Raw genomic sequence first — 25511 nt, 5'->3', positions numbered from 1 at the left:
AAATATTAAGAATTTTCCCCTAGAATACGCCTAAATACACAAATGGACTAACAAGGCAGAAAATGGAAAACAATATTATCCAAACATTGATTGAATTGACGCATCGTGGCAATGATGATGTGAAAATTGCCGCAATTTCTGCGTTAGGGGATTATCGAGCGACAGTCGAACAACAGACCGCAGTTCATCGTCTACTCGATTTATGTAAAGACCCAAATAAAGATGTGGCTGTATCCGCGATTAAAGCACTAAGTAAGTTATCTGAACATTTTGAATAAAAACCTTTGCCCTTCGATTAAGTTAATTCGTTAACGAATCCACTGATATTTTCGCTCGTTTTTTAGCCTCCTCCCCACACTTTTTCTTACTAAATCAAAAACTCAGGTAGGTACGGTACACTCTCTGCCGTCCTGTCATTTTTATCATCAAAACCAATAAATTACATCTCATCTCATTTCATCCACTTTTTTTTATATTTTTAAATAAATAATTTTGATAATATTAGTATCATTGGATTTAAATGCTGATATATATTAAATATCAGTATATTTAACTACCTTAATATTTATAACATGATTTCGTAGGATAGATAATGGATACACAAGTCATCAATACACTGCTCGATTTAACCAATAGAAAAAATGACGATGTCAAAATAGCGGCAATTTCAGCGCTTGGTGATTGCAAGTTGCCAATAAACCAAATGAATACCATGAGCCGGCTGCTAGAACTTTGTAATGATCCGAATCGAGATGTGGCTATCAGCGCGATTAAAGCTGTGAGTAAGCTTTTAAATCATGATAATGAATAAGACAAATAACTTATTCACAATTGTGATAACTAGAAGGAAATAGAAGGGTAACATTAATTATAATCCTACCCTTCTCTATTTATTACGCCTGCTTTAAATGACGTGCGTGAAAAGCAATATGTTCACCAATAAAGCTGCTAATAAAATAGTAGCTATGGTCATAGCCATCACGTAAATGCAGTGTGCAATCAAACTGTTTTTGCTCACTTATTTTTGCGAGTAACTCAGGCTTTAATTGCTCATAATAAAAGGGATCTGCCGTGCCTACATCCACTAACATTGGTGGCGTTTTTTCGGCTTTGCCCAGTAGCTCAAGCGTGTCATATTGTCGCCATTGTGCTGTATTGCCCCCCAAATACGCGGTAAAGGCTTTTTGCCCCCATGGTACTTGTGTCGGTGCAATAATCGGCGCAAAAGCAGATAAACTGCAATAACGCTCAGTATTACGCAAACCAATCATTAACGCCCCGTGTCCTCCCATAGAATGCCCTGAAATTGCTCGTTTGTCAGTTACGGGTAAATAATTTTCGACTAAAGCGGGTAACTCTGAAACGATATAATCATACATTTGATAATGACGTTTCCACGGTTCTTGTGATGCATTGACGTAAAAACCAGCCCCTTGCCCCAGGTCATAGGCTGCATCATCTGCCACGCCTTCGCCCCTTGGGCTGGTATCTGGTGCAATCAGGACCACGCCCTGTTCTGCGGCAAATTGTTGCGCCGCTGCTTTAGTGATGAAGTTTTGCTCGTTACATGTCAGCCCTGACAACCAATAAATCACAGGGCAAGGCTGCGTTTGTGCCTGCGGCGGCAAATAAGCTGCAAATTTCATTTCACAACCTAGCACCGTTGATTGATGTTGATAAACATCCTGCCAGCCACCAAAGCAAGCATGGCGCTCAATTCTCTCCATCAAAGACTCCTTATTCGTAGTGAATGACGGTGCGGATAGACTTGCCTTCATGCATTAAATCAAAGGCTTCATTGATGCTATCAAGGGGTAATGTGTGAGTCACAAACGGCGCGAGTTCTATATCACCTTTCATTGCATCTTCAACCATTTTTGGCAGTTGGCTGCGCCCTTTCACACCGCCAAATGCGGTTCCACGCCATGAGCGACCTGTCACCAATTGGAATGGGCGAGTTGAAATTTCCTGTCCCGCACCTGCAACACCAATAATGATCGACTGCCCCCAGCCACGATGTGCGCTTTCCAATGCCGCACGCATGACATTCACGTTACCAATACATTCAAAGGTGTGATCGACACCCCATTCGGTCATTTCAATCAATACTTGTTGAATCGGCTTATCAAAGTCCTTTGGATTTAAGCACTCTGTTGCACCGAATTGGCGGGCTAATTCGAATTTTGAGGGATTCGTATCAATAGCAATAATACGACCCGCTTTGGCTTGTCTAGCACCTTGAATAACCGCCAACCCAATACCGCCTAACCCGAAGACCGCAACTGAGTCCCCTTCTTGTACTTTCGCTGTATTATGTACTGCACCAATACCCGTTGTCACACCACAACCTAATAAGCATACTTCTTCATGGTTCGCTTCAGGATTAATTTTAGCGAGGGAAACTTCAGCGACGACGGTATACTCACTAAATGTTGAGCAGCCCATATAGTGATAAACAGGCTCACCATTATAAGAAAAACGCGTTGTACCATCAGGCATCACACCTTTGCCTTGCGTCGCACGAACAGACACACATAAGTTCGTTTTGCCTGATTCGCAGAAAACACACTTCCCACATTCAGCGGTATATAATGGAATAACGTGGTCACCTACGCTGACACTCGTCACACCCTCACCGACCTCAACCACAATACCTGCGCCTTCATGGCCTAACACAACTGGAAATAGCCCTTCTGGGTCATCCCCTGAAAGTGTGAATGCATCCGTGTGGCAAACACCTGTATGGCTGATTTTAACCAAAACTTCACCCGCTTTTGGCGGCATAACGTCGAGCTCAACAATTTTCAGTGGCTCCCCAGGAGCAAATGCAACTGCTGCACGTGATTTCATCGTTGTTCCTTTTTTATTTAACGCAAATAAGTGCGAATAAGTGAAATAGCATCATCAACGGACTCTTTTTGATGCTGTGTGGTGGCAGACTCTTGGAGCCCCTCGCGTAAATGACTTTCTAGTACCCCCGCCATTAATCCATTAACAGCACCACGAATGGCAGCAATTTGCTGTAAAACTGCAGCACACTCCACTTCATCCTCTAGGGCGGATTCAAGAGCTAAAAGTTGCCCTTTAAGTTTACGAACCCGAGTCAGTACCGCTTTTTTTTCTTTTGGTGAATGTGGCATCTTTGAGCCCCTTTCATATACATAGGGGGAGTATAGTATCTATATTGCTATCAGTACAGAATGACACTATTTAATTTACTTATTTAAAGCACAAAAAAAGAAAAAATGGCAAAGTGAGCTCTGTTTCACTTTGCCAGTTATGGAGATATAACAATAGGAATTACAACAAATTAAAGTATTTATCAGGTTTATTGACAGGGGGAAGCGGTTTGAGATCCAGCATGTCCATTGCATTTCGCTCGATACTATTGCAAATCGCATTTAATGGCAGGTCATTCGCAGAAGTCCCAAAAGGATCTTCCAATTCTTCCGCTAATGAGTCCCACGCTAAAAAGGTATATGAAATAAATACCGAAACAAATGGGGTCATATAGTGTAAATCAACCACTAACGCAAACGGCAATAACGTACAAAATAAATACACAGTGCGCTGCAAAATCAAGGTATAAGCAAAAGGAATAGGGGTATTCGAAATACGTTCACAACCACCTAAAACGTCAGATAACGCATTAATATCTTTATTGATTGCTTGGAATAATACATCGCTAATCACTTTATTATCACGCAATTCCCCGACCTTCAGGCCAATCTGCATTAAAATACGGCTACTTGGAAATGGACTATGAATGACTTCATCAAAAATAGCGCGCGGCAGCAGTCGATATAAATCAACAATGGGGCTGGTTTTTCTTAGCTCATGTTTTAAGCTCCAACCAAATGCAATCAATAAGTGAGCGAATTCTTTTTGCGCAGCTTTGTCATTTGGTAATAATCCTTTAATATTTCTTAATATATTGCGTTGATTAATCAACAAATTAGCCCAAAGTGTTCTCGCTTCAATTAAACGGCTATAACACGCGTTATTACGAAAACCTAAAAAGATAGCGATGGCTATCCCTAATAAACTAAAAGGCGCAATAGTTAAATGAATACCTAATTGTTCGTACCATTGGTAACTCAATACGGCAACAATCGAAATCATGATATTAAGAGATAAGCGAAAGGTGATTTTTGACAGCACGGAACCGTGCCAATCGAACAACCGAAAAAACCAGTGTTGATGCGGGCGAATGACCATAATGTAATCAATAATAATTTAGCAAAACGACATAAAACTTATTATTTCATTTATCAAACTGATAATCTATAGGCCATAATTGATTAACAGTTTCCTATTAATTTCATCTAAAGATAAAAAATAGCTGATGGACACTCTCCAGAGCAGCTATTTTTTCTACATTATTTATTCCATTGTGCTATTTCGTTTTCAGTTAGCATTAAGGGTTGCGTACTGCCAGTCTCAGCCGATTTTACCGCAGCTTCCAGAACTGCCATAACCGCCAGCGCTTGCAATGGTGTTACGGGATTAGATGCATGGCCATTCAATGCATTACGGATGCCCACATAATACTGGCTTTGGTCACCTTTTGGTGTTTGCTGCTGCTTAGGTACCAACGTCTCATCGATTAAAATAATGGAATCATTATCCAATCCCCATTCTTTATCTTGAGGAGTGATCCCTTGCAGTAATTGTTTTTCTTGTTGATCTGGCTGAGATTTTACAGCACTGCCTTTATCACCATGCACAGTGAAACGCGTAAATCCACCCGCGGCTAACATGCTGCAATGTAAAATCACTTTATGGGTTGGGTAGTTTAATAACACATGTGCCCAATCATTAATTTGACCATTATTCCTTAACGTCGCAATATTACCTTGCACAGACTGCGGCAGACCAAACAGTTGTAGTGCTTGGTCAATTAAATGTGGGCCTAAATCAAACCATAAGCCACTACCTGGTAAGTTTTGTTCACGCCAACGTACTCTTACTTCAGGGCGAAAGCGGTCGATGTGAGATTCAAAGTGCTTTATTTCACCTATCTGTTTTTGTTCAATCACATTTTTAATGGCAAGGTAATCGCTGTCCCAGCGGCGATTATGAAATACAGATAATAAAATATTGTGGGCTTTCGCAAGTTCAATCAACTCTCTTGCTTCTTGCATATCCAACGTAAATGGCTTATCAACCACCACATTTTTACCCGCTTCAATTGCTAACTTTGCCAATGGTGCATGAGTCGCATTTGGGCTTGCTATCACCACTAAGTCAATATCAGAACGAAGAATAGCCTCCTCGGGTGATGCTATCACCGTGATGTTTGGAATATCACGTTTTACTTTTTCTTCATCACTTGAAGCGACGACAGCAAGATTCAACCCATCAACAGACCTAATTAAAGGTGCATGGAATGTTTTACCCACAAACCCATAGCCAATCAGTGCAACATTAATTTCTTTGCTCATAATCTTACCTGTTCATTAAATACTAAGAGAATTTACAGTCACCTTGCTATTAGGACTGAGTTCATCCCAACCACAATCTAAAAATAATTGGTCAATTTCGTCTAAATTAGCAACTAAATAAGGCTGACATAGGTTTAATTTCGTGCTGTCTGCAACCACCCAATGCATTTGACTATTGGCAATCATGGCGCGCTTTACATCACAATCCGCTTCCTCTGAGGCACTTAGCCCCAGCGTGGGGTGCAGTGCACAAGCGCCTAAAATGGCAATATCCGCTCTGTACCTCGCCAGCATAGATAATGTGGCACTTCCAGAAAATAACCTTTGCTGAGGATCCCACTCACCACCGAGCAAAATTAACTGGATATCGGTGCGGTCACTGAAGTGGGTCGCGATGTCCAAGGATGTGGTAATGATTTTCATCGGGCCTTGGATAAAGCTAGCAACAGCCATTACCGTACTGCCAGAATCAAGGAAAAGTGTTGAGCTCTTCGGAATCAATTTAGCAACCTGTTGCCCTAATTGTTTTTTAACCTCAGGCAATAAAATATTTCGCCCGCGACGGCTCATAACTGGCACATTGAACCCCACAGCGCCGCCATGGTTTTTTTGTGCCAAACCTTGGTTTTCTAGTTCAGTTAAATCACGCCGGATAGTATCAGCAGAAACATGCAACTGATTAGATAAGTCTGCAACACTCACCTGACCATTTTTTGCTATTATTTCAATAATATAATTCTGTCTCGCTTGTTTATGCATAACCGCAAAATCTCGCAAAATACTGCAATATGCATCATATTACCGCAATACGAAAAGAAATAAACATGAAAATAGCGCAATCATTACCGACATTTTTAATTTTATTAACTTGACATACTGTTATGTTGAATAAGAAAGGAGATTGCACATAAGAGAAAGGTCGAGATACAGTAGAAAACCGCCTATTCGGTTCTCTACTTAGCTTGAATTAAAACACTAGCTTTTTAACGATTCTAACCGTTTAATTTCATCACGTAATGCATCAATTTCGCGTTCTAACTGACGACTTTCATCTGAATAATATTTACTGTTCAGTTTTGTTGGCCCTGTAGCCCCAGAGTAATGATCATAACAACGGTTTTGTACATTAGAAATAGCACGTTGTAACCCAGCGACTCGATGACGGTTCCCATGTGCTTTTGCGTATTTTAGCTGTTTTTCAAGTTGGTAAATTTTATTATCACAACCAGAGTAATTAGAACCCGCTTGGGAAGATAATGGAATAAATAGTGTTGATAAAATAATTAGCATTATCTTTTTCATTTAATTCTCCAAATATAAAAAATAAATTAAATTTTACCTATTTCATCACTTTTATATTTTATTAATATAAGCAAGCTCCTAATTTAGCTTAAGATAACAATTAAATCTAAAATAGTCACATTATAAAGCAGGATAAATGATAACATATATTTATAGTTAAGACGTCAAACAGGTCTGATCACTTTTTATGATAATTTATTACAGACAGACATAATTTTCCTTGTTACCTTACTCTCATGGACTTTTCTCTACACGGATGTAGACACTTCTTACTTCGAACGGTCATAAGCGCTAGGCTGCTTTTCAAACAGATACTTCAATTTATTCAATTAAACCCTGTCTTTTAGCTTAATTTTTTAAAATATTTATTAAGCACAAATAGCACAAAATTATTTTTATCTAAAAATAAAAAAATTCATTTAATTTGTATTTACTTAAACCTATAGGAATAAGTTTAAATCCCCCCTTATTTTCATATATTTTTTGCAGTCTCTTTATGGGCAAAGATATACTCTAGCCAAAGGTAATACTAAAGAGAGTAACCATGCACTCAACTAAATTCGAGCTCACATTTGCCAGCGCTGACGAACAACATTTTCATACAGCCTTAAAACAAGCCAGCCAAGATTATCTACAAAGCAAACACGATCACGTATATGCGAGTAAAACCGATATTGCAGTAGTCATCATCTTATTCAGTATCGCAATATTATGCTACCTACCTACGCTGTTTACCTCATCCGTATTAACTTACAGTTTATCCTATTTTATTTTTGTTCTGCTCATCATGTTCCTCAATGTCATTGGGCAACACGATGCTTGCCATAATACGTTATTTAAAAATAGTTGGAAAAACCGGGTATTTGGACGTTTAGTCACCTTACCTTTAGGGTTAGAGCCTGAATTTTGGCGAACCCGCCATGTTCACTACCACCACCATTTTGCCAATATTGAAGATTATGACTTAGACACAGAAGAAAATGGCATCTTTCGCCAAACGCCTTTTCAAAAATGGCGACCTTTCATGAAGTATCAACACATCTACTGGCCATTTATTGCGTCTTTTTCTTTAACATGGATAGCACTGGTTTTTGACTGGTCGGATAGAACAGGGAAAACACGCCTGAAAGATAAAAAGGTTTTAGCGGGAAAAAAAGGTTGGGCACTTTTTATTACTAGCAAAATTGGTCATTTACTACTGATGCTAGGCTTCCCTTTACTTTTTGCCCATGAACATGGAATAAGTTTAACCGCTATTTTTGTCACTTATATTTTAAGCCAAATGATTGCATCTATTTTTGTCATTTATTTGCTTTTGGGGACGCATTGGGCTGAAACTGAATTTTTTACTGCACCAGAAGACAAACAAATTAAGCATGGTTGGTACCATCATAATTTTGTTACTGCCTGTGATTGGATACCAACACCACATTGTCTATGGCGTTTAACTGGCGGACTTAATTATCATCTCACCCATCACCTTTTCCCCAATTGGCACCATCGCCACTACCCTGCCTTGGCAAAGATTTTGGGTGAGTTAGCGACGCAACACAACATGCCTTACCGCTGCATTCGTTATAATGAATTGGTCGCAGCACAAATTCGCTTCTTAAAAAAAATGGGTGAAAAACCACACTAAATTTCGTCTCACTGTATGCATATTCTATTAATACAGTGAGGTCATTTTTCTATTTAAACAGTTACTCAACAAACTAATTATTTAAGCATTTATTAGACCTTAAAATAAATGCTTAAGGTTCATTAACCAACCATATGGTATCCTACTAAATAACCTATACCCATATTATTTTTGGTGAATAATTAAAACAATTGATTTAATTATTGATATAAATTCAATCAAAAAACCATAATATTAATTATTTTAACATTCATTTATCACTTGTTTAATTTTCATTTATTAAGGAATTATTAAATTCACTATTGCATTCATTGATACTTCATTTAAGTTATCCAAAATATACTTCATAAAAAATAATATTTCTAATTTACACACTACATTTTATAGAATGGTTGACACTCGCATGAAAAAAGCAGAGTACATTATAAAAAAACTACGCACATTTATTATTAGTGATAAGCTTTATCTTACTAATAAATTTGCAAAAAAACTAAATTATCGCCCTGATTTTAAAACACCTAAAAGCTTCAATGAAAAGGTGAATTTTAGAATGCTGCGTGATAAAAACCCACTGTATACACAGCTTGCTGATAAACTAGCCGTCAGGAGCTACATCAGTCGAACCATTGGCGATGAGTATTTAGTTCCTATCTTAGCCACCTATCGTCATGTAAATGAAATTAATATCGATACACTTCCTGAACAATTTGTTCTTAAATGTAATCATGATAGCGGCAGCAGTGTAATTTGCCGAAACAAAGAAAAATTTGATTGGCAACATGCCAAAGATAAATTGTCATTTCATTTATTCAAAAATCTTTATTACATTACTCGCGAACGTCATTATAAAAATATTTCACCACAAATTATTTGTGAAAAATATATTGACTTATTCGCCAATAAAAATAGAAAACTCGTTCCTGAAACTTGCCGTATACATTGTTTTTCAGGTAAGCCTGTCTATGCAGAAATCGATTATACTGATGAGTCAGGTGAAGAGTTTATCAATATCTATGATATTAACTGGCAATTGCAACCCGTCACTTTTGGCTACCCAAATATGTTAGAGCCAGTATCTGAGCCACCTCTCTTTAAAGAAATGCTACGCTTGGCTGAAATTCTCGTCACACCATTCGATTATTGCCGTGCAGACTTTTTGATGTCTGATGAAAACACCTTGTATTTTAGTGAACTCACGTTTGCCCCTAATGCAGGTAGAACAGAAATATCACCATTGTCGTGGGACTTTAAATTAGGGGAGCATTGGGAACAACGCATTACCCAATCTGCGGGCTATGTGCCTCTCGAAGGTGCCTTATCAACTATCTCCGTGAATAAGAAAAAGTAACGAATAGAAAAAAGGCCCTGTGAATTCACAGAGCCTTTATAAACCATATTAACTTAAACAGTTAATTCGCCAGCACACTCGCTTTACGACGCAAGCTGGCTATTAACATATAAATTGCCGTCACGAGCAACACAATAAAGAAGAAATCCACTAACCCATTATGCTGACTTAATAATGCGCCCGCCGCGATTGGGCCCATTGCTGAACCAATGCTATAACTAAATAACATCACTTGTGTTGCAGCAACAATATAGGATGAATCCAAGTTATCACACGCTAAAGTAATCGCAACTGGGTATAACGCAAATGAAGACATTCCTAACAACGCTAATGCAACAATCATCACTAAGTAGTCGCTAGAAATATAAATAACCCCCATCGCGAATACCCCTAATAAGGAAACCATCGCTAATAACAAGGTTTTGCTCATCAAAATTGACAACTTACTGACAACAGGCTGGATCAACATACCACCCAAAATAATTGAAGCCATCAAAACCCCAACTTGGTCAGTCGTGAATTGTTCTTTCTTCAGTGATAGTGGCATCAACCCATAAATCGTACCCATGGTGATACCCGAAACCATACACCCAATAATTGCAGGTTTACTTAATCGTGCAATTTTTTTCAGCGATAATTTTTGGTGTGACCCGCTATCTGGCTGCCCTTGGCGAACGAATAATGGGGGCATTACAGCTAATAACAATAAACCCAATACAACCATAAAAGGATAAGCACCTTGGGTTCCGATAACGCCAATCGCGAGTTGCCCTAACGTTGTCCCGCCATATAATGACGTCATATAAAAGCTTAATCGCTTAGCTCGCTCTTTCGGGCTGTCACCAATCAGCAGCCAGGATTCAACCACCACAAAGATACCCGCAACCGCGATACCTGCAATTAAACGGTTTGGAAGCCAAGCTTCAATCGAAGGTGCCCACGGCAAAACCACAACCGTTGCGGCTAGCATTAATAAAAAACCAATAAAAGCGAGGCGATGACCAATTTTGGCAATCACGGGCTCAATTAGCATTGAACCAATTAATAAGCCAATGTAGTAGGCACTTGCTAACCAACCTGCGTACTGCGTATCAATTCCGAAGCTCCCCATTGATAATGGGATTAAGCTCATTAAATAACCCGATGCAATAGCAAAAATCGTTAACCCTGCAACAGGAACGAATGCATTATCGCGTTTGCGCATGATAGTAGTGGACTGATTCACGCCCCACTCTCCAACAAATAAAAATAAATAATATGCGCTGCAACTACATCGTAGAATACGACAAGGCTGTGATCTCAAAAAAGGAACACATTTCGGCGATTAGTGCAGGAGTAAAATATAAAAATAAGACTGATTTGAGCGCAATATAGAACGTTAAATCGGTAAGTTAAAATGAGAAAATCTAATGGTGACTAGTAAAATAATTTATGTGAGAAAAATCACGTTTTTTCCGAAAGAGAATTTAAATCAATATCGACCATTAAAACAAACAAAACCCTTTAAATTCATACCGATAAAAAAACAATCACTTTTCTTTTTTTGTTACAGATTGACACAACTTAAGCCAAATGGAAAAGGCCATAAAAGTACTCAATGGTAAAATAATTTATTTATTATTTAATCTTGCTATCACGCCCAATGCAAAATACCTTTTTTGCTGGCAAGAGAAATGAAAGTAACTTAATTTATACTTCTATAATGCCCTATTTAATTCATTTCGTTTTTAGTCAAAAATACTTAATAGGACATACGATTTAATAATTTCTTTCCGCATAGTTTACCAACTAGCATTTTTCTAATGCACAAAGGCGGCGCCAAAGTGTTGTTCTGCTAATCCCTAGGTACTGAGCTACCGCTTTACGATCACCATTAAACCTTGCCATTATGTCAGTAAGTGATTCCTTACCTCTATCAATAACAACATCATTGTCATTTACTATCCACTGGCGTTCGGGAGATAAACTGATCAGCATCTCTTCAGTAATGGCCTTTTCAGGGTATGCACTACAATAAAGCGCAACCCGCTCCATTAAGTTTCGCAGCTCACGCACATTTCCTGGCCATGCATAATTTAGAAAAAAATGACGACAGCTTAAAAGCTGCTGTACCCGAAACGCAGGGAGCGGTAAAACCAAACCAGCAAAAGCCAATTTTAAAAGCCTCTGTGCGAGAAAAAGAATGTCTTCACCTCGCTCATTAAGCGCAGGTACTTGCATCCGAAGTACCCCTAAACGGTAGAATAGGTCAGCACGAAAATGCCCATTTTTCACCCAATCATCTAAATGGCAATGGGTCGCACAAATCACACGCACATTGACTTGCAAAGGTTTATAACCACCAATCCGTACCACAGAGCGCTCTTCCAGCACCCGCAAAAGTCGCGTTTGCAACGCTAATGGCATTTCGCCAATTTCATCTAAAAATAACGTGCCACCATGAGCTAGTTCAAACAACCCTGCTCTTCCCCCACGCCGTGACCCTGTAAATGCCCCCTCTTCATAACCAAATAATTCAGCTTCTAATAATGTTTCAGGGATCGCGCCACAATTAACCGCGACAAAAGGCATTTGCTGCTTACTGCGTTTGTGCTGATTAAATAATGTAAATTCATGGTGAATCGCTTGTGCCACCATTTCTTTCCCTGTTCCACTTTCGCCTTGGATCAGTACAGTAGCCTCTGAGCGTGCATATAACATAATCGTCTGTCTTACCCGTTCCATTGACAATGATGAACCAATTAAATCATTGATTGTATGGCGGACTTTTGGCGGGGTAACTGGTAGATATTTATCTGATGAATGGCGATTACGGTGAGACATTCGGCTTAACTCAATAGCATCGGAAAATGCCTGCCGTATGGTTTGAGTTGAATAGACAAAAATGCCTGTCATTCCCATTTCATCCGCTAAGTCCATAATCAACCCAGCGCCGACAACCACTGAAATCCCCATCGATTTCAAAGCTTTAAGTTGTTCTCGTGCATCTTCGGCGGTAACATAGCTACGTTGTTCAATTTGCAATGCAAAACGTTGCTGAAAATCGGTTAATGATGGAATGGTATTTTTATAATTAATAATACCGATCTTATCACTGATTTCTCGCCCCTTCGCAAGTGCTTGCATTACGTCAAATCCGTTGATATTAACGATGATAACAGGCACAGAAACATGACTTTTGAGGTAAGCACCGTTTGAGCCAGCACTAATGATAGCATCACAATGCCCTTGCTTTAGCCTCTCTCGTACCTCTTCCGCCGCCTGTTCAAATCCCAGATTTAACGGTGTAATGTCTGCTTGTTCACTAAATTCGGGGCTTATATCGCGAAAAAGTGTATATAGCCGTGAAACAGACACTGTCCAAATAATCGGTTTTTCCATCTATTTCACTCCCTCACAGTTATGTTTCAAAAAATGTTTCAATTAACAATAGCGCGTTTCAATGAAACATGCTAATCACAGATTAGAAATTTGTTTTCTTTATCACAAACCCAAAAAACACCCAACCAATTAATTTATAAAGATTTATTTCAAATAACCCACCTTTAGGCTAGTTGGCATGCCAATTGCTATATGATTATAGTGACCTTAAATAAAAACAATTTATTAACAATTAAGAGGCTTCTATGACATCTATTCCTGCTGGACAAAAATTCCGCGATGCTGTCGCTCAAGAATCCCCCCTTCAGTTAGTTGGGACGATTAATGCCAATCATGCCCTTCTTGCCCAACAAGCAGGCTATAAAGCGATTTATTTATCTGGTGGTGGCGTCGCGGCAGGATCATTAGGTATGCCTGACTTAGGGATCTCCACTCTAGAGGATGTGTTAATTGATATTCGTCGCATTACTGATGTCTGTGATTTACCCCTGATGGTTGATGCCGATATTGGCTTTGGCCCTTCAGCTTTTAATGTCGCTCGCACCGTCAAGTCATTTTGCAAAGCAGGTGCGGCGGGATTACACCTTGAAGACCAAGTCGGTGCGAAACGCTGTGGTCACCGACCTAATAAAGAGATTGTCTCAACACAAGAAATGGTAGATAGAATCAAAGCCGCGGTAGATGCCCGTACTGATGATAGTTTTGTGATTATGGCTCGCACAGATGCACTCGCCGTCGAAGGCCTAGATGCTGCACTTGAACGAGCTCAAGCCTATCTCGATGCAGGTGCAGACATGTTATTCCCTGAGGCTATTACTGAACTGTCTATGTACCAACAATTTACCCAAAACACCCCCGCACCTGTTCTTGCTAATCTTACAGAATTTGGCCAAACCCCATTGTTTACGTTAGATGAGCTTCGTAGTGTCGGTATCGCTATCGCACTCTATCCACTGTCAGCTTTTCGTGCGATGAATAAAGCCGCAGAACAGGTCTACACTGCAATACGCCATGAAGGCACACAGAAAAACGTTATTCCTTTGATGCAAACACGTGATGAACTTTACCAAAGCATTCATTACTACGATTACGAACAAAAACTGGATGCCCTATTTTCGCAAAAAAAACCATAGACACACAGGCGGCACCAAGTTGAGTCTCCTCTATCCCTTACAAGGAAATTACGATGAATGAACAACTTAGTAACACCGTATCACCACAATTTAAGCCCAAAAAATCGGTGGCACTTTCAGGTGTTCCAGCGGGAAATACTGCACTTTGTACCGTAGGACGTAACGGGAATGATCTGCACTATCGTGGTTTTGATATTCATGACTTAGCCACTCAATGCGAATTCGAAGAGGTTGCACACTTACTGATACACGATAAGCTCCCCACACAAACTGAGCTCATCGCCTATAAAGCAAAACTACAAACCTATCGCGGGCTACCTGCAAGTGTGAAACAAACTTTAGAATCTGTTCCCGCAAATGCACACCCTATGGATGTCTTACGAACAGGGGTTTCGATGATGGGCTGTGTACTCCCCGAAAAAGATTCACACCCATTTTCAGGTGCCAGAGACATTGCTGACCGATTGTTAGCCTCATTAGGCTCAATGTTACTGTACTGGTATCACTTTAGTCACCATGGTCGTCGTATCGAAACGCAAACCGATGACGACTCAATAGGTGCCCATTTTTTGCATTTGTTGCATGGCAAAAAACCGCCAGCTCAATGGGAAAAATTCATGCATATTGCCGCAATTTTATATGCAGAACATGAGTTTAATGCCTCAACATTTGCCGCTCGCGTCATTGCAGGCACAGGTACCGATTTTTATTCAGCAATAACAGGCGCAATAGCCGCCTTACGAGGGCCAAAACATGGCGGCGCAAATGAGGTTTCATTAGAAATCCAGCAGCGCTATGCCTCAATGGATGAAGCCGAACGAGATATCACGGCTCGTATTCATAATAAAGAAGTCATTATTGGCTTTGGCCACCCAGTGTACACCCTTGCTGACCCACGCCATCCCATCATTAAATCCGTGGCATTGCAGCTTTCAGAACAAAATTTGAATCGCCATTTATACAGCGTTGCTGACCGTATCGAAACGGTAATGAAACGTGAAAAAGGCATGTTTCCAAATTTGGATTGGTTCTCTGCAGTGGCCTATCACTTAATGGGGGTACCAACCGCCATGTTTACCCCGCTATTTGTCATGGCGCGGACTGCAGGTTGGTCTGCCCATATTCTCGAACAAAGACAAGACAATAAAATTATTCGTCCATCGGCCAATTATATTGGGCCAGAAAATCAATTATTCACTCCAATAGAACAGCGTTAATAAAGGTAAAATAATGACAACACAAACCGTGAGTTCTCAAAAAATTGAATTTGATAAAGTTATCAGTGACATTGTTGATTATGTAATGGATTACCCAATTGTTTCTGAACTAGCTTACGATACCGCCTATCATTGCCTGCTCGATACGCTAGGCTGCGGCATGGAATCGTTAGAATACCCGGCCTGTAAAAAACTGTTAGGCCCAATAGTACCAGGAACAATTGTTCCCAATGGTACTAAAATTCCTGGCACCCAATTTCAATTAGACCCTGTTCAAGGTGCTTTTAATATTGGCACAATGTGCCGCTGGCTTGATTTTAATGATACTTGGCTCGCCGCTGAATGGGGCCACCCTTCAGATAACTTAGGTGGCATCCTTGCTACCGCCGATTGGTTATCGAGGGAAAATCTAGCTAAAGGCAAAAAACCGTTAATCATTAAAGATGTATTAACGGCTATGATTAAAGCACACGAAATTCAAGGGTGCATCGCCCTTGAAAATGCCTTTAACAAAGTCGGGCTCGACCATGTTATTTTAGTCAAAGTCGCCTCAACAGCTGTTGTCTCACAAATGTTAGGTTTAAACCGCGAACAGATCCTCAATGCTATTTCCCTAGCGTGGATTGATGGCCACAGCTTACGTACTTACCGCCATGCGCCGAATACAGGTTCAAGAAAATCATGGGCAGCAGGAGATGCAACCTCCCGTGCAGTTAGGCTCGCATTGATGGCGCAAAAAGGCGAAATGGGCTACCCAACGGCATTGACTGCCAAAACATGGGGGTTTTATGACGTTTTATTTAAGGGGCAGCCGCTTCGCTTCCAACGCCCTTATGGTTCCTATGTTATGGAAAACGTATTGTTTAAAATCGCTTTCCCCGCTGAGTTTCACTCTCAAACCGCCGTCGAAGCTGCATTACAATTACATAGAACATTAGCCGCAATGGGTAAAAGTGCCGATGATATTGCATCAATTACAATTCGCACCCATGAAGCCTGTATTCGCATTATTGATAAGAAAGGCCCACTCAATAACCCTGCTGACCGTGACCATTGCATACAATACATGGTGGCTGTGCCACTAATTTTTGGTCGACTCACCGCCGCTGACTATGAAGATAACATTGCGCAAGATAGCCGTATTGATGCGCTTCGTGCCAAAATACATTGCCATGAAGACACGCAATTTACCGCCGACTACCATGACCCAGATAAACGTTCAATTTCTAATGGATTAACCATTACCCTAAATGATGGTCACGTGTTGGATGAAGTGGTGATTGAATACCCTGTAGGCCATAAACGCCGCCGTAAAGAAGGGATGCCGTTGTTATTGAAGAAATTTAGAATTAACTTGGCAAGGCAGTTTCCTGAAGCGCAGCAGCTGCGTATTCTTCAAGCATCACTCGATAAACCCATGTTAGAAAAAATGTCCGTAAATGAATATATGGATTTATTTGTGATTTAAGCTCGTTCCGCCTTTAATAATGACAAAACGCCGCTATATATTGCGATATTGCGGCGTTGCTATTTTTTAGCATCAATAAATTAAAAAATAAATTGATAGCGGGTTTGACTGGAATAAATCCGCTGTGATTCAGCAATACCCGTATATAGATCCCCCCATTCAGGGTGATTGACCGCATCAGGTGGAAACTGTGTTTCTAAAGCCACCCCTGAATATGCGGTATAAATTTGGCTTTTTCCTGCAATAGCAAACAACTGATTACCACTATAAAGCTGCATCGCAGGCATTGTTGTGCTAATTTTCATCTGTACATCACCATCAGGCGCACCTAATGTTGCCACCGTTTGCAGCCCATCCGCCATACCGCTATTAAAGATGAACGTATGGTCATACCCACCAACCGCCGCTTGTACATCATCTTGTAAAAAATCTCGGCCAATGCGTTTGCTCGCTCGAAAATCAAAGTTCGTATCTGTGACATCCCGCCACTCCCCTGTTGGCAGCCCTTCCGCGGTTGTCGGTAAAAATGTATCAGCCGCTATCTGCAAGTCATGCTCAAATACGGTTCGAGCTGAATCTTCCCCCGCAAGGTTAAAATAGGTGTGATTCGTCAGGTTCACTGGACAATCTTCTGTTGATTGGTATTTATAATCAATAACCACTTGATTATCTTCAGTTAGTTCATAGCTAACCTCAACCAATAATGTCCCTGGAAAGCCTTGATCCCCCGCAGGCGAAACTAAAGAAAAAACCGCTTTGGATGGACTAGGCTGAATGATCCCCCAAATTCGATAGCTAAAATTGCTTTTTCCACCATGTAAACAGTGGATATCTTGATTATTGGAAACGGTATATTGATGGCCATTTAACGTAAATCGTGAGCCACAAATGCGGTTTGCAACTCGCCCGATGGTCGCACCGAGATAAACACCCTGCTCCATCTGCTTCGCCATGTTGGGTGACCCTAAAACCACATCTCGCTTCCCACTTGGTAAAGGCAATATACAGCTAACCCAGCTGGCGCCTAAACTTGTGAGTAAAACTTTCATTCCATTTTGATTAGTCAGTGCAATAACTTTTGGCGATCGGATAGCGTGACGCTGTTCTTGAGTAAACCGCATTTTTCCCTCAATATTCGACAGTAATCTATTCAGCTGAAGGGGTAAAATATTAACATTTGCTCAACCGCCCCTTCCGCGTGAACAAAAAAATTGTTCCATCCTGCAACAACAAGTTGATTTTCCACTGGTTGCCTATTGAGTGCAATAACTTATTGGCTGATATTGTTTTAATGTGACAAAAAAATAACCGAATAAGACACAAAATTCGGTTATTTTGAAAACATATTGGTAACCATTTTATTAATGCTTGATGTGTTTGTCGTAAGGGTCTAAGTGAGTCATCACATCTAAAATTTGTGGGTTTTCCATGAGTTTTTTACGTGTATTAACAGCAATATCATGCCCTTGTGTAATACTCATATTTCCATCAAGCTCTAAATGCACATCAACTAATAAAAAATCCCCTGATTTGCGGGTTTTTAAATCATGATAACCCGATAATTCGTCGATGCTATCTAGTACATCGCGGATTTCTTGTAGTGTCTCCTCATCAGCGCCTTTATCCATTAAATCTTGCATAGATTGATTGGTAAATTTAAAACCCATTCTGAAAACAAATGTCCCCACAATCATTGCAGCAAGTGGATCAAAAATACGCAGTCCACATAAATTCCCCACAATACCAATAGCCACAACCAAAGAAGATGCCGCATCAGAACGTGCGTGCCATGCATTTGCAACTAACATGCTGGAATTCACTTTCTTTGCTACATACAACATATAACGGAATAATCCCTCTTTTGCGACTAATGCAACCAACGCTGCCACTAATGCAATCATATGAACTTCAGGGATCAAATCAGGATTAAGTAGCTTTTCAATGGCAGACCACACCATTCCCACTCCAACAATCAATAAAATAATCCCCAAAATCAATGATGCCCCATTTTCATAACGAAAATGTCCATAAGGGTGGTCTTCATCTGGTTTTTTGTGGCTCTTTTTATTGGCGATCAGAACAACAAAATCCGCGATTAAATCGGATAATGTGTGGATCCCATCAGCGATTAAACCTGACGAGTGAGAAAAAATACCAATAATGATCTGCCAAATAGATAGCAGCGTATTGACCAACACACTAATCAATGTGCTTTTTTTCGCCGCCTTAAATTTAGCCTGCTGAACGACAAATTCCTTGCTTGGCTGCCCTACCGCTTCATTTTTATTCATACCATCATTTCTTTAATGAAAAACAAAATAATTATCATTTAAATAAACTTTTTAAATCAATAAGTTAAATAAATACTCTGCCAATACTCGCACATTAAATGTTAAATGTCTCATGATAATTTGTAACCAGTTAGCTTGGATGAAAATGGTTATTCTTTATTTTTGATTACAAATGCGTTCATTATTTAAAATAGCGATAAATGCGCACTTAATAGCATTTCTTCTATCTTATTTAACTTATAGTATATAAATAGTGAATTGCTATAATCGATTTCAAATAACATATGAATGAGGTGGCTATGTATAAAAAAATTCTAGTTCCTATTGATTTACTAGAAGATGAGCTGAATCAGGACATCATAAAACACGTTGAAGCCTTAGCCATATTGGGGGCACCTGAAATTCATTTTTTATCCGTCATTCCGAGTGTTGAATTATTTTTTGGTATTGAAATCGCCGCATTGCCCGAGAGTCAAAAAAACTCTGCGGAACGCTCTGTTTTAGCGATGCGTGCACTGGAAGAAATAATTAAAGACATAAAAGTGCCAGATGCTCAGATTAATTGCAAAGTCAGCATTGGCTCAGCGAAAGATGAAATCTTAGATTACGCACAAGAGATTGATGCGGATTTAATCATGGTGGGCTCACACCATCCAAGTACCTCAACTTATTTATTAGGTTCAACAGCGTCAGCTATTGTTCGTCATGCAAAAACATCGGTCTTTGTGATCCGCTAAAATAATAGATAAAAAAATGCCGCAAATTAATGGGGGTCACCTTCAATTAGCGGCATTTTTTATTTATTTTTTGGTGGAATCAATTAGCTTATCGTCTGTTGACCAAATACGATATTTAACATCCATATCTGCAGGCGCATAAACAACAATAGGGAGCTTGCTGTTATAACGAACAAACGCATCATCACCTAATTGAGTTGTGATAAAACGATCTTCAGCTGGCTTAGTACAGGCCATCATTGTTGATGCAGGCCCTTTAATTTCATCCAATTTATAGTAGTCGTAACCCCAACCCTCTAAGGTTTTCTTATCAAGATCCCCCATAAACCACTGATGGTTACAATCTGCTTTAATTGTTTTACCAATGACCAGCTCAACCATAAAGTTATTTTCATTTTGCTGGTTTGCAAGTTGAATCACATGACGAGTCATACCTGATTCTGCTTTTGGATATGGTGCGATCTTTTCCAAGTCCTCCGTTGCTACTGCACAAGATGAGACAAGTGCCGCTGCCATTACAGATAAAATCGCTTTTTTCATCATTTATTCCTATTTCAAAAGAGAAAATCAATTAAAAACTCTAAGTTCCACTACATAGTAAGTCAATTACACTGTAATTATCACTATAGATGATTCTTAATTACAAAAATATAGGTTTTTCACAGTAGATAGACGTAATAGTACTTAATTTTAGTATAAGGATCATAAAAATGATAAAAATTATGTAAATTACCCGCTAATTTAATGCACAAAATATGCGCACTGATTATACTAAATTTGAGGCTTAATACATTCTGAGGAGGTAGTATGTTATCAGCAGATCAAGATTTAGTTTCAAAATTAGTATCCACACATCCCCGTTTTCAAACGTTATATGAAAAGCATCATCGACTCGATAAAGAAATCAGTAAACTCGAAGGCCCATCTGGCGCTGGTTATAACGAGCACGTAGCCAAACTAAAAAAAGAAAAATTACATCTTAAAGATGAAATGCAAAAAATAATGCAATCTAGTCTGTAACCTATTAAAGATAGGCTCGATGAGTTTATCTTTTTATTGAATATCCAAGTGGTTTCAGTAAAAGAGGGTGGCCCACTGGTTAGCCCTCTTTTTCATTATCCCCAAATTTATTGAACTCTATCAAAGAATCCATCGTTAAGCTCTCATAAGCTTTCTATTGAAACTATTAAAATGTATATTAAATGCATGTTTTATTTTAAGCAGAGACAATCATGGTTGGTAAACGAATAAATCGGGAAATTCAAACGATTGAAAAAATGATCAACATCTATGAGAAAGCGCACTCAACCCCCAATGACATACCAGATTATTATCAAAAGCTTTTCACTTATGCCGTTAATCGCTTAGAGAAATGTCGTTATGGGGAAGCAAAGCCTGCCTGCAAACAATGCCCTATTCATTGCTACCAACCGAAAATGCGAGAACAAATGAAGGCAGTGATGCGCTGGGCTGGCCCTAAAATGCTGTTACACCATCCAATACTCGCAATTCGACACCTACTTGATGACCGTAAGCCAGTGCCCAAACTTCCAGCTAAAGTTAATAAGCGCGCAGCGCAGAACCAAGACATAAATAAGTAGAATTAACTTAAGGGCAGAAACATTACAGCATAATCCACATAAGCGTAAGCTACATTTTTTATGCTTATTGACATAAGGTAGTCTTATTCTTTCAATATACTCTCACCATTAAGAAATTATCAATATCCAACTGATATATTTATGTTTTTCCATAAAACACCTTTTATGCGTAAACATAAAAATGAGAAACACTGGAATCCATCACCTTAACACTGACTATTTATGACTGAAATATGCCCTTATAAAAAATAGTAACCCAAAATAACTAATTAATAAAATCTATATTTATATTACCTATTAAAACAATTAACACTACCTATCAATTGAAAATAGAGACATATGTCTCACTATCATGCAATTAAATGTCAGTTTAATAAAAAACGCCAATCATGACGATAAATTAAATAAATAACTCAAGTAAATAATTAATAAATACATAAAAATTATTTATAACTTATATTTTTTACGAGTGTTTAATCAATTATTGTCATGGCAATAAAACCGATTACTACACGAAAAATGATGATCCTATACAAAAATAGAAAAAAAACACGATTAAAGGGTAAAAAACAACAAAAAATTTACAACCAGACAGAATGTCAAGAGCGGAATAATAAACTGCATGTTACCTGTAACAGTAAAATATTATAAAACAACAATCTTAATAGCATTTGTAAATCCGATCTATAATGCCAATTAATTCGGAAAAACTATATTTTGAAACATTTATTTATATTTAAAATAACAAAATGACACATAAATAATCGATTTATATAATTTCAACCATACAGGTAATGTCGATTTTTTATATTAAAGTGATTTATTTTTTTGATATTTAATTTTGATAGTGATATTTAAATAGTATGAATACGATTACTTAGGTGGCTATAATGCAAGTTAAAAGCAATTTAAATCAGACCCTTATAAAAAAAATGACTATTGATAACGAGGTAGCACATACCATTATCGATTTAACATCCAAAGGCGTCATTATTGTAGAAAAAGGAACACTATTACTGGAAACCCCTGCCAATGTACAAACTTTAAATGAAGGTGATATTTTATACCATAAACAAGGCTCTTACTCATTTCAGTCTGCTGATTTAACAACAGATTGTCAGTTACTCTGGGTAGGTTTAAACGATGACTTTCTACGTGAGTTTATTACTCTACACGGTTCACAACTGAGTGAGATCGAGCGATTTGAAGATACATCATCTGATGTCATCAAGTTTACCTCATTTCCATTAATTAAAGACATTAAAAATAGCTTAAATGCAATCATTGACCACGATTATCCTGAAGCTATCGTATCATTACGAATAAGCGAATTATTGCTGTTATTATCCTACAGTGAGCAAGGTGCTATTTTACTTTCTAACTTTAAGCAATTAAGTAACCGTCAAGCCCAACGATTGCAATTATTCATGGAAAATAATTATTTGAAGGAATGGAAGTTAAGTGAATTCGCTCGTACATTTGGAATGGGTTTAACAACATTTAAGGAACTATTTAATACCGTTTATGCAACATCGCCCCGTTCATGGATCAGTGAAAAACGAATTATGTATGCACACCAATTATTGGTAAATACATCAATGAGCATTGTTGAAATTTCAATGGAAGCAGGCTTCTCTAGCCAATCTTATTTCACACAGAGTTATCGAAAGCGATTTGGTTACACCCCGAGTAAATCAAGAATAACTGCTTAATTACTCAATAAAACCGAACATAGACACATGCCCTGTCAGTTATAGAAATTTATGATTTAACTATAATCTGGCAGAAAGGCAACCCAAAGTCCCTTCCTTTATTTCACTTTTAACTATTTTTCATCTCCAATTACTCACCATAAAAAAAGGCAATTTGCCTGAATGACAAATCACCCTTTCAAAAACCTAAACGAATTCTTTGGTTATTTGACTTTCATGATCTTCAAGTCAATGATAGACATAGAGTTTGGTGGTATTTCACCTGGAACTCCCTCTACCCCATAACCACCTTCTGGCTTAATATAAACTTTCACCATCCCGCCTTCCCCTGCACGTTCAACAAACGAATTTAATGGCGTCGGTAATTCATTATAAGGCAGCGTCACAGGGTTTTTATCCGTATACATGACAGTAACCGTTCCATCCGTTAACTGCTCTCTCATAATAAATGTGATGTCTTTCTTTTTAACATCGTTAATCGGGGTACCACGCTGAATAATTTTATAGTATGTATTATTATCCAGCTTACTGTATTTTTGTGCCGTAATATCTTGAATTATCTTCTGATTTTTCTTAGCATTTTCTGCGGCAACGACCTTGATATCTTTACTTGGTGGCACGCGTCCTGCTAGACCTGCGTTCGAGCCAGTGTTACCTTTCGCTTTTAATGCATTATTTTCGTCTTGCAACAAAGTTATACGACGATTTAAATCCATAATTTGTGATTTAAGTACCTCATCACTTGAGAATGATTTTTGCTTCTCTAACTCAGCCTGTAGTTTTTTCAATTGCTCTTGCGCAGAAGCTAATTCTTTTTGTGCTTTGGTTGCAGAATCCAATTTTTGAGTATCTAATTTCAAAGCACTAATTTGTTTATTTGCATCAGCCAGTTGTGACTCAACCTCTGCTTGTTTTTTAGCCTTAGCCGCTATTTCATTTTCAAGCTTGCTAATTTGCGATTCTTGTTCTTTTGTTTGTTTTGCAAATTGTGAATTTTGTAATTCGAGTTTTTTTCTTTCACTTTCTTGTGCCATAAGTGCATCTTGAATCGCTTTTTTCTCTGAATCAAGTTTACCCAAAGCATCTTCTTTTTGCTTCAACAACGCTAACTGCTTATTCAAATCTGCCGTTAATTCTTTTACTTGCTGGTCACTTGCTTGACCAATTAATGCCGTTTGTTTTTCAACGTCTTTTTGCAGTTTTTGCAAGTTATCATTAGCCTGAACCAGCTGCTTCTGAGCCGACGCATAATTTTGCTCATTTTCAGTCAATGTGGCCTGAAGTTTCTGCAGCTGTTTCTGGCTTTCTGTATATTGTTTAGAAAGCGTATTTTGAGCTGCTTGATGCTCTTCTAATTGCTGTTTAGCCAGTGTAAGCTCAGATTCTAGCGTAATTTTTTGAGCAACTTTAGCCGATTGCTCAACGAGTGACGCTTGGATTTTATCTGCCTGCTGTGTTTTGTCTTTCAATTGAGCCGAAAGTTGCTGATTTTTTTGCTCTAATTCTTTCGATGTTACTTGTTGCTTCGTCAATGCCTCTTTCGCTAAACGGCTATCTGTCTCCGCTTTCTTCAAGCCATCTTCTTTTTGCTTTAACAATGCAATTTGTTTATTTAAATCGACAGTTAATGCTTTAATTTGCTGATCCGTAGCTTGGTTCATTAATGCAGTTTTGGTTTCTATATTCGCTTTTAACGTTTTAAGCTCTAAGTTAGCTTTGTTTAATTGCTCTTGCGCAGCAACATAATTTTGTTCATTTTGGCTTAATTTGGCTTGCAACTCAGCCTGCTGTTTTTCACTATCAGCCACTTGTTTAGCTAACGCATTCTGTGCATTTTGGTGTTCAACCAATTGTTTTTGCGCCAATGCTAACTCACTTGCCAAGCTAACTTTGCCTTCCGCTTTAACTGTTTGAGCAGACAATAATGCTTGAATTTTATCTGCTTGCTGAGCTTTTTCACTCAATTGTGCGGCTAATTGTTGGTTTTTTTGCTCAAGCTCTTTGGCTGCAGCTTGCTGTTTGGCGAGCGCATCACGGGTTGATTGGCTTTCTACTTGGGCTTTTTTCAAATCGGCTTCTTTCTCTTGAAGTCGCGCAACTTGCTTATTAAGATCAAGCGTTAATGCTTTGATTTGTTTATCGTTCGCTTGCTCCATTAATGCAGTTTGTTTTTCAACGTCTTTTTGCAGTTTTAGCAAGTCTGCATTAGCTTTGTCCAACTGCCCTTTAGCCGTTGTA

Annotated in this window: 24 protein-coding genes; 11 read left to right on the top strand and 13 right to left on the bottom strand. The window is 38.7% G+C overall.

Annotation, left to right across the window (positions count from 1 at the left end):
• Window positions 1-62 precede the first annotated feature (62 nt).
• Together AABS66_RS15435 and AABS66_RS15430 are read left to right on the top strand one after the other, a co-directional pair.
• The gene (locus tag AABS66_RS15435) at window positions 63-278 is read left to right on the top strand and encodes a HEAT repeat domain-containing protein (RefSeq protein WP_206082617.1); all 216 of its coding nucleotides are present in this window, start codon (window positions 63-65) and stop codon (window positions 276-278) included.
• 314 nt (window positions 279-592) lie between these two features.
• Complete coding sequence (locus tag AABS66_RS15430) at window positions 593-811, top strand: HEAT repeat domain-containing protein (protein ID WP_206082618.1); 219 nt, start codon at window positions 593-595, stop codon at window positions 809-811.
• An 82-nt stretch (window positions 812-893) separates the two neighbouring features.
• Here AABS66_RS15430 and fghA read toward each other — a convergent pair whose 3' ends face one another.
• From fghA to AABS66_RS15395, 7 genes are all read right to left on the bottom strand, one after another.
• Complete coding sequence (fghA, locus tag AABS66_RS15425) at window positions 894-1727, bottom strand: S-formylglutathione hydrolase (protein ID WP_206082619.1); 834 nt, start codon at window positions 1725-1727, stop codon at window positions 894-896.
• Between the two features lie 10 nt (window positions 1728-1737).
• Entirely contained in the window at window positions 1738-2850 is a 1113-nt protein-coding gene (locus AABS66_RS15420) for an S-(hydroxymethyl)glutathione dehydrogenase/class III alcohol dehydrogenase (RefSeq protein WP_206082620.1), read from the bottom strand.
• A 17-nt stretch (window positions 2851-2867) separates the two neighbouring features.
• Window positions 2868-3140, bottom strand: coding sequence for a formaldehyde-responsive transcriptional repressor FrmR (gene frmR, locus AABS66_RS15415; protein ID WP_206082621.1), 273 nt, complete (start codon window positions 3138-3140; stop codon window positions 2868-2870).
• Window positions 3141-3300: 160 nt separating this feature from the next.
• Window positions 3301-4218, bottom strand: coding sequence for a bestrophin family protein (locus tag AABS66_RS15410; protein WP_206082622.1), 918 nt, complete (start codon window positions 4216-4218; stop codon window positions 3301-3303).
• 161 nt (window positions 4219-4379) lie between these two features.
• Window positions 4380-5444: an oxidoreductase gene (locus AABS66_RS15405; protein WP_430225139.1), complete on the bottom strand. Its 1065-nt coding sequence runs from the start codon at window positions 5442-5444 to the stop codon at window positions 4380-4382.
• Window positions 5445-5459: 15 nt separating this feature from the next.
• Complete coding sequence (locus AABS66_RS15400) at window positions 5460-6203, bottom strand: DeoR/GlpR family DNA-binding transcription regulator (RefSeq protein WP_430225138.1); 744 nt, start codon at window positions 6201-6203, stop codon at window positions 5460-5462.
• 216 nt (window positions 6204-6419) lie between these two features.
• Window positions 6420-6746, bottom strand: coding sequence for a DUF1090 family protein (locus AABS66_RS15395; protein WP_206082625.1), 327 nt, complete (start codon window positions 6744-6746; stop codon window positions 6420-6422).
• Window positions 6747-7290: 544 nt separating this feature from the next.
• Between AABS66_RS15395 and AABS66_RS15390 the strand changes: the two genes are divergently transcribed.
• Together AABS66_RS15390 and AABS66_RS15385 are read left to right on the top strand one after the other, a co-directional pair.
• A complete protein-coding gene (locus AABS66_RS15390; RefSeq protein ID WP_272681095.1) occupies window positions 7291-8385 on the top strand; it encodes a fatty acid desaturase family protein in 1095 nt (364 codons plus the stop codon).
• 403 nt (window positions 8386-8788) lie between these two features.
• A complete protein-coding gene (locus tag AABS66_RS15385; RefSeq protein ID WP_430225137.1) occupies window positions 8789-9733 on the top strand; it encodes an ATP-grasp fold amidoligase family protein in 945 nt (314 codons plus the stop codon).
• 61 nt (window positions 9734-9794) lie between these two features.
• Here the strand turns inward: AABS66_RS15385 and AABS66_RS15380 are convergent, their stop codons facing one another.
• Window positions 9795-10937, bottom strand: coding sequence for an MFS transporter (locus AABS66_RS15380; RefSeq protein WP_206083018.1), 1143 nt, complete (start codon window positions 10935-10937; stop codon window positions 9795-9797).
• 584 nt (window positions 10938-11521) lie between these two features.
• Window positions 11522-13114, bottom strand: coding sequence for a propionate catabolism operon regulatory protein PrpR (gene prpR / locus AABS66_RS15375; RefSeq protein ID WP_353167139.1), 1593 nt, complete (start codon window positions 13112-13114; stop codon window positions 11522-11524).
• Between the two features lie 245 nt (window positions 13115-13359).
• Here prpR and prpB point away from each other — a divergent pair, with 245 nt between their 5' ends.
• Genes prpB through AABS66_RS15360 form a run of 3 tightly spaced genes read left to right on the top strand, consistent with a single transcriptional unit; the run spans window position 13360 to window position 16932 of the window.
• Window positions 13360-14247: a methylisocitrate lyase gene (gene prpB, locus AABS66_RS15370; protein ID WP_206082629.1), complete on the top strand. Its 888-nt coding sequence runs from the start codon at window positions 13360-13362 to the stop codon at window positions 14245-14247.
• A gap of 53 nt (window positions 14248-14300) precedes the next feature.
• Complete coding sequence (prpC, locus tag AABS66_RS15365) at window positions 14301-15464, top strand: bifunctional 2-methylcitrate synthase/citrate synthase (RefSeq protein ID WP_206082630.1); 1164 nt, start codon at window positions 14301-14303, stop codon at window positions 15462-15464.
• 13 nt (window positions 15465-15477) lie between these two features.
• A complete protein-coding gene (locus tag AABS66_RS15360; protein ID WP_206082631.1) occupies window positions 15478-16932 on the top strand; it encodes a bifunctional 2-methylcitrate dehydratase/aconitate hydratase in 1455 nt (484 codons plus the stop codon).
• Window positions 16933-17012: 80 nt separating this feature from the next.
• On the opposite strand, the gene AABS66_RS15355 is transcribed toward AABS66_RS15360, so the two are convergent.
• Together AABS66_RS15355 and AABS66_RS15350 are read right to left on the bottom strand one after the other, a co-directional pair.
• A complete protein-coding gene (locus AABS66_RS15355; RefSeq protein WP_206082632.1) occupies window positions 17013-18053 on the bottom strand; it encodes a galactose-1-epimerase in 1041 nt (346 codons plus the stop codon).
• Between the two features lie 240 nt (window positions 18054-18293).
• On the bottom strand, window positions 18294-19223 hold the full coding sequence (locus AABS66_RS15350) for a cation diffusion facilitator family transporter (RefSeq protein ID WP_206082633.1): 930 nt from the start codon (window positions 19221-19223) through the stop codon (window positions 18294-18296).
• A gap of 299 nt (window positions 19224-19522) precedes the next feature.
• Between AABS66_RS15350 and AABS66_RS15345 the strand changes: the two genes are divergently transcribed.
• Window positions 19523-19960, top strand: coding sequence for a universal stress protein (locus AABS66_RS15345; RefSeq protein WP_430225136.1), 438 nt, complete (start codon window positions 19523-19525; stop codon window positions 19958-19960).
• A gap of 63 nt (window positions 19961-20023) precedes the next feature.
• Here AABS66_RS15345 and eco read toward each other — a convergent pair whose 3' ends face one another.
• The gene (gene eco, locus AABS66_RS15340; RefSeq protein ID WP_206082635.1) at window positions 20024-20500 is read right to left on the bottom strand and encodes a serine protease inhibitor ecotin; all 477 of its coding nucleotides are present in this window, start codon (window positions 20498-20500) and stop codon (window positions 20024-20026) included.
• Window positions 20501-20767: 267 nt separating this feature from the next.
• On the opposite strand from eco, the gene AABS66_RS15335 reads away from it, so the two are divergent.
• From AABS66_RS15335 to AABS66_RS15325, 3 genes are all read left to right on the top strand, one after another.
• Window positions 20768-20980 (top strand): DUF465 domain-containing protein, encoded by a 213-nt coding sequence (locus AABS66_RS15335; protein ID WP_206082636.1) that lies wholly within the window; start codon window positions 20768-20770, stop codon window positions 20978-20980.
• 212 nt (window positions 20981-21192) lie between these two features.
• Window positions 21193-21561 (top strand): nitrous oxide-stimulated promoter family protein, encoded by a 369-nt coding sequence (locus tag AABS66_RS15330; protein ID WP_430225135.1) that lies wholly within the window; start codon window positions 21193-21195, stop codon window positions 21559-21561.
• An 890-nt stretch (window positions 21562-22451) separates the two neighbouring features.
• Window positions 22452-23273 (top strand): helix-turn-helix transcriptional regulator, encoded by an 822-nt coding sequence (locus tag AABS66_RS15325; RefSeq protein WP_206082638.1) that lies wholly within the window; start codon window positions 22452-22454, stop codon window positions 23271-23273.
• A 203-nt stretch (window positions 23274-23476) separates the two neighbouring features.
• On the opposite strand, the gene AABS66_RS15320 is transcribed toward AABS66_RS15325, so the two are convergent.
• Window positions 23477-25511: hypothetical protein (locus AABS66_RS15320; RefSeq protein WP_430225134.1), on the bottom strand; the 2035-nt coding region annotated here is incomplete at its 5' end.

Source organism: Providencia sp. SP181 (genome assembly GCF_050446505.1).
Classification (GTDB): domain Bacteria; phylum Pseudomonadota; class Gammaproteobacteria; order Enterobacterales; family Enterobacteriaceae; genus Providencia; species Providencia vermicola.
Note: the sequence above shows the minus strand (reverse complement) of the source record. Positions and strands in the feature narration are given on the sequence as shown.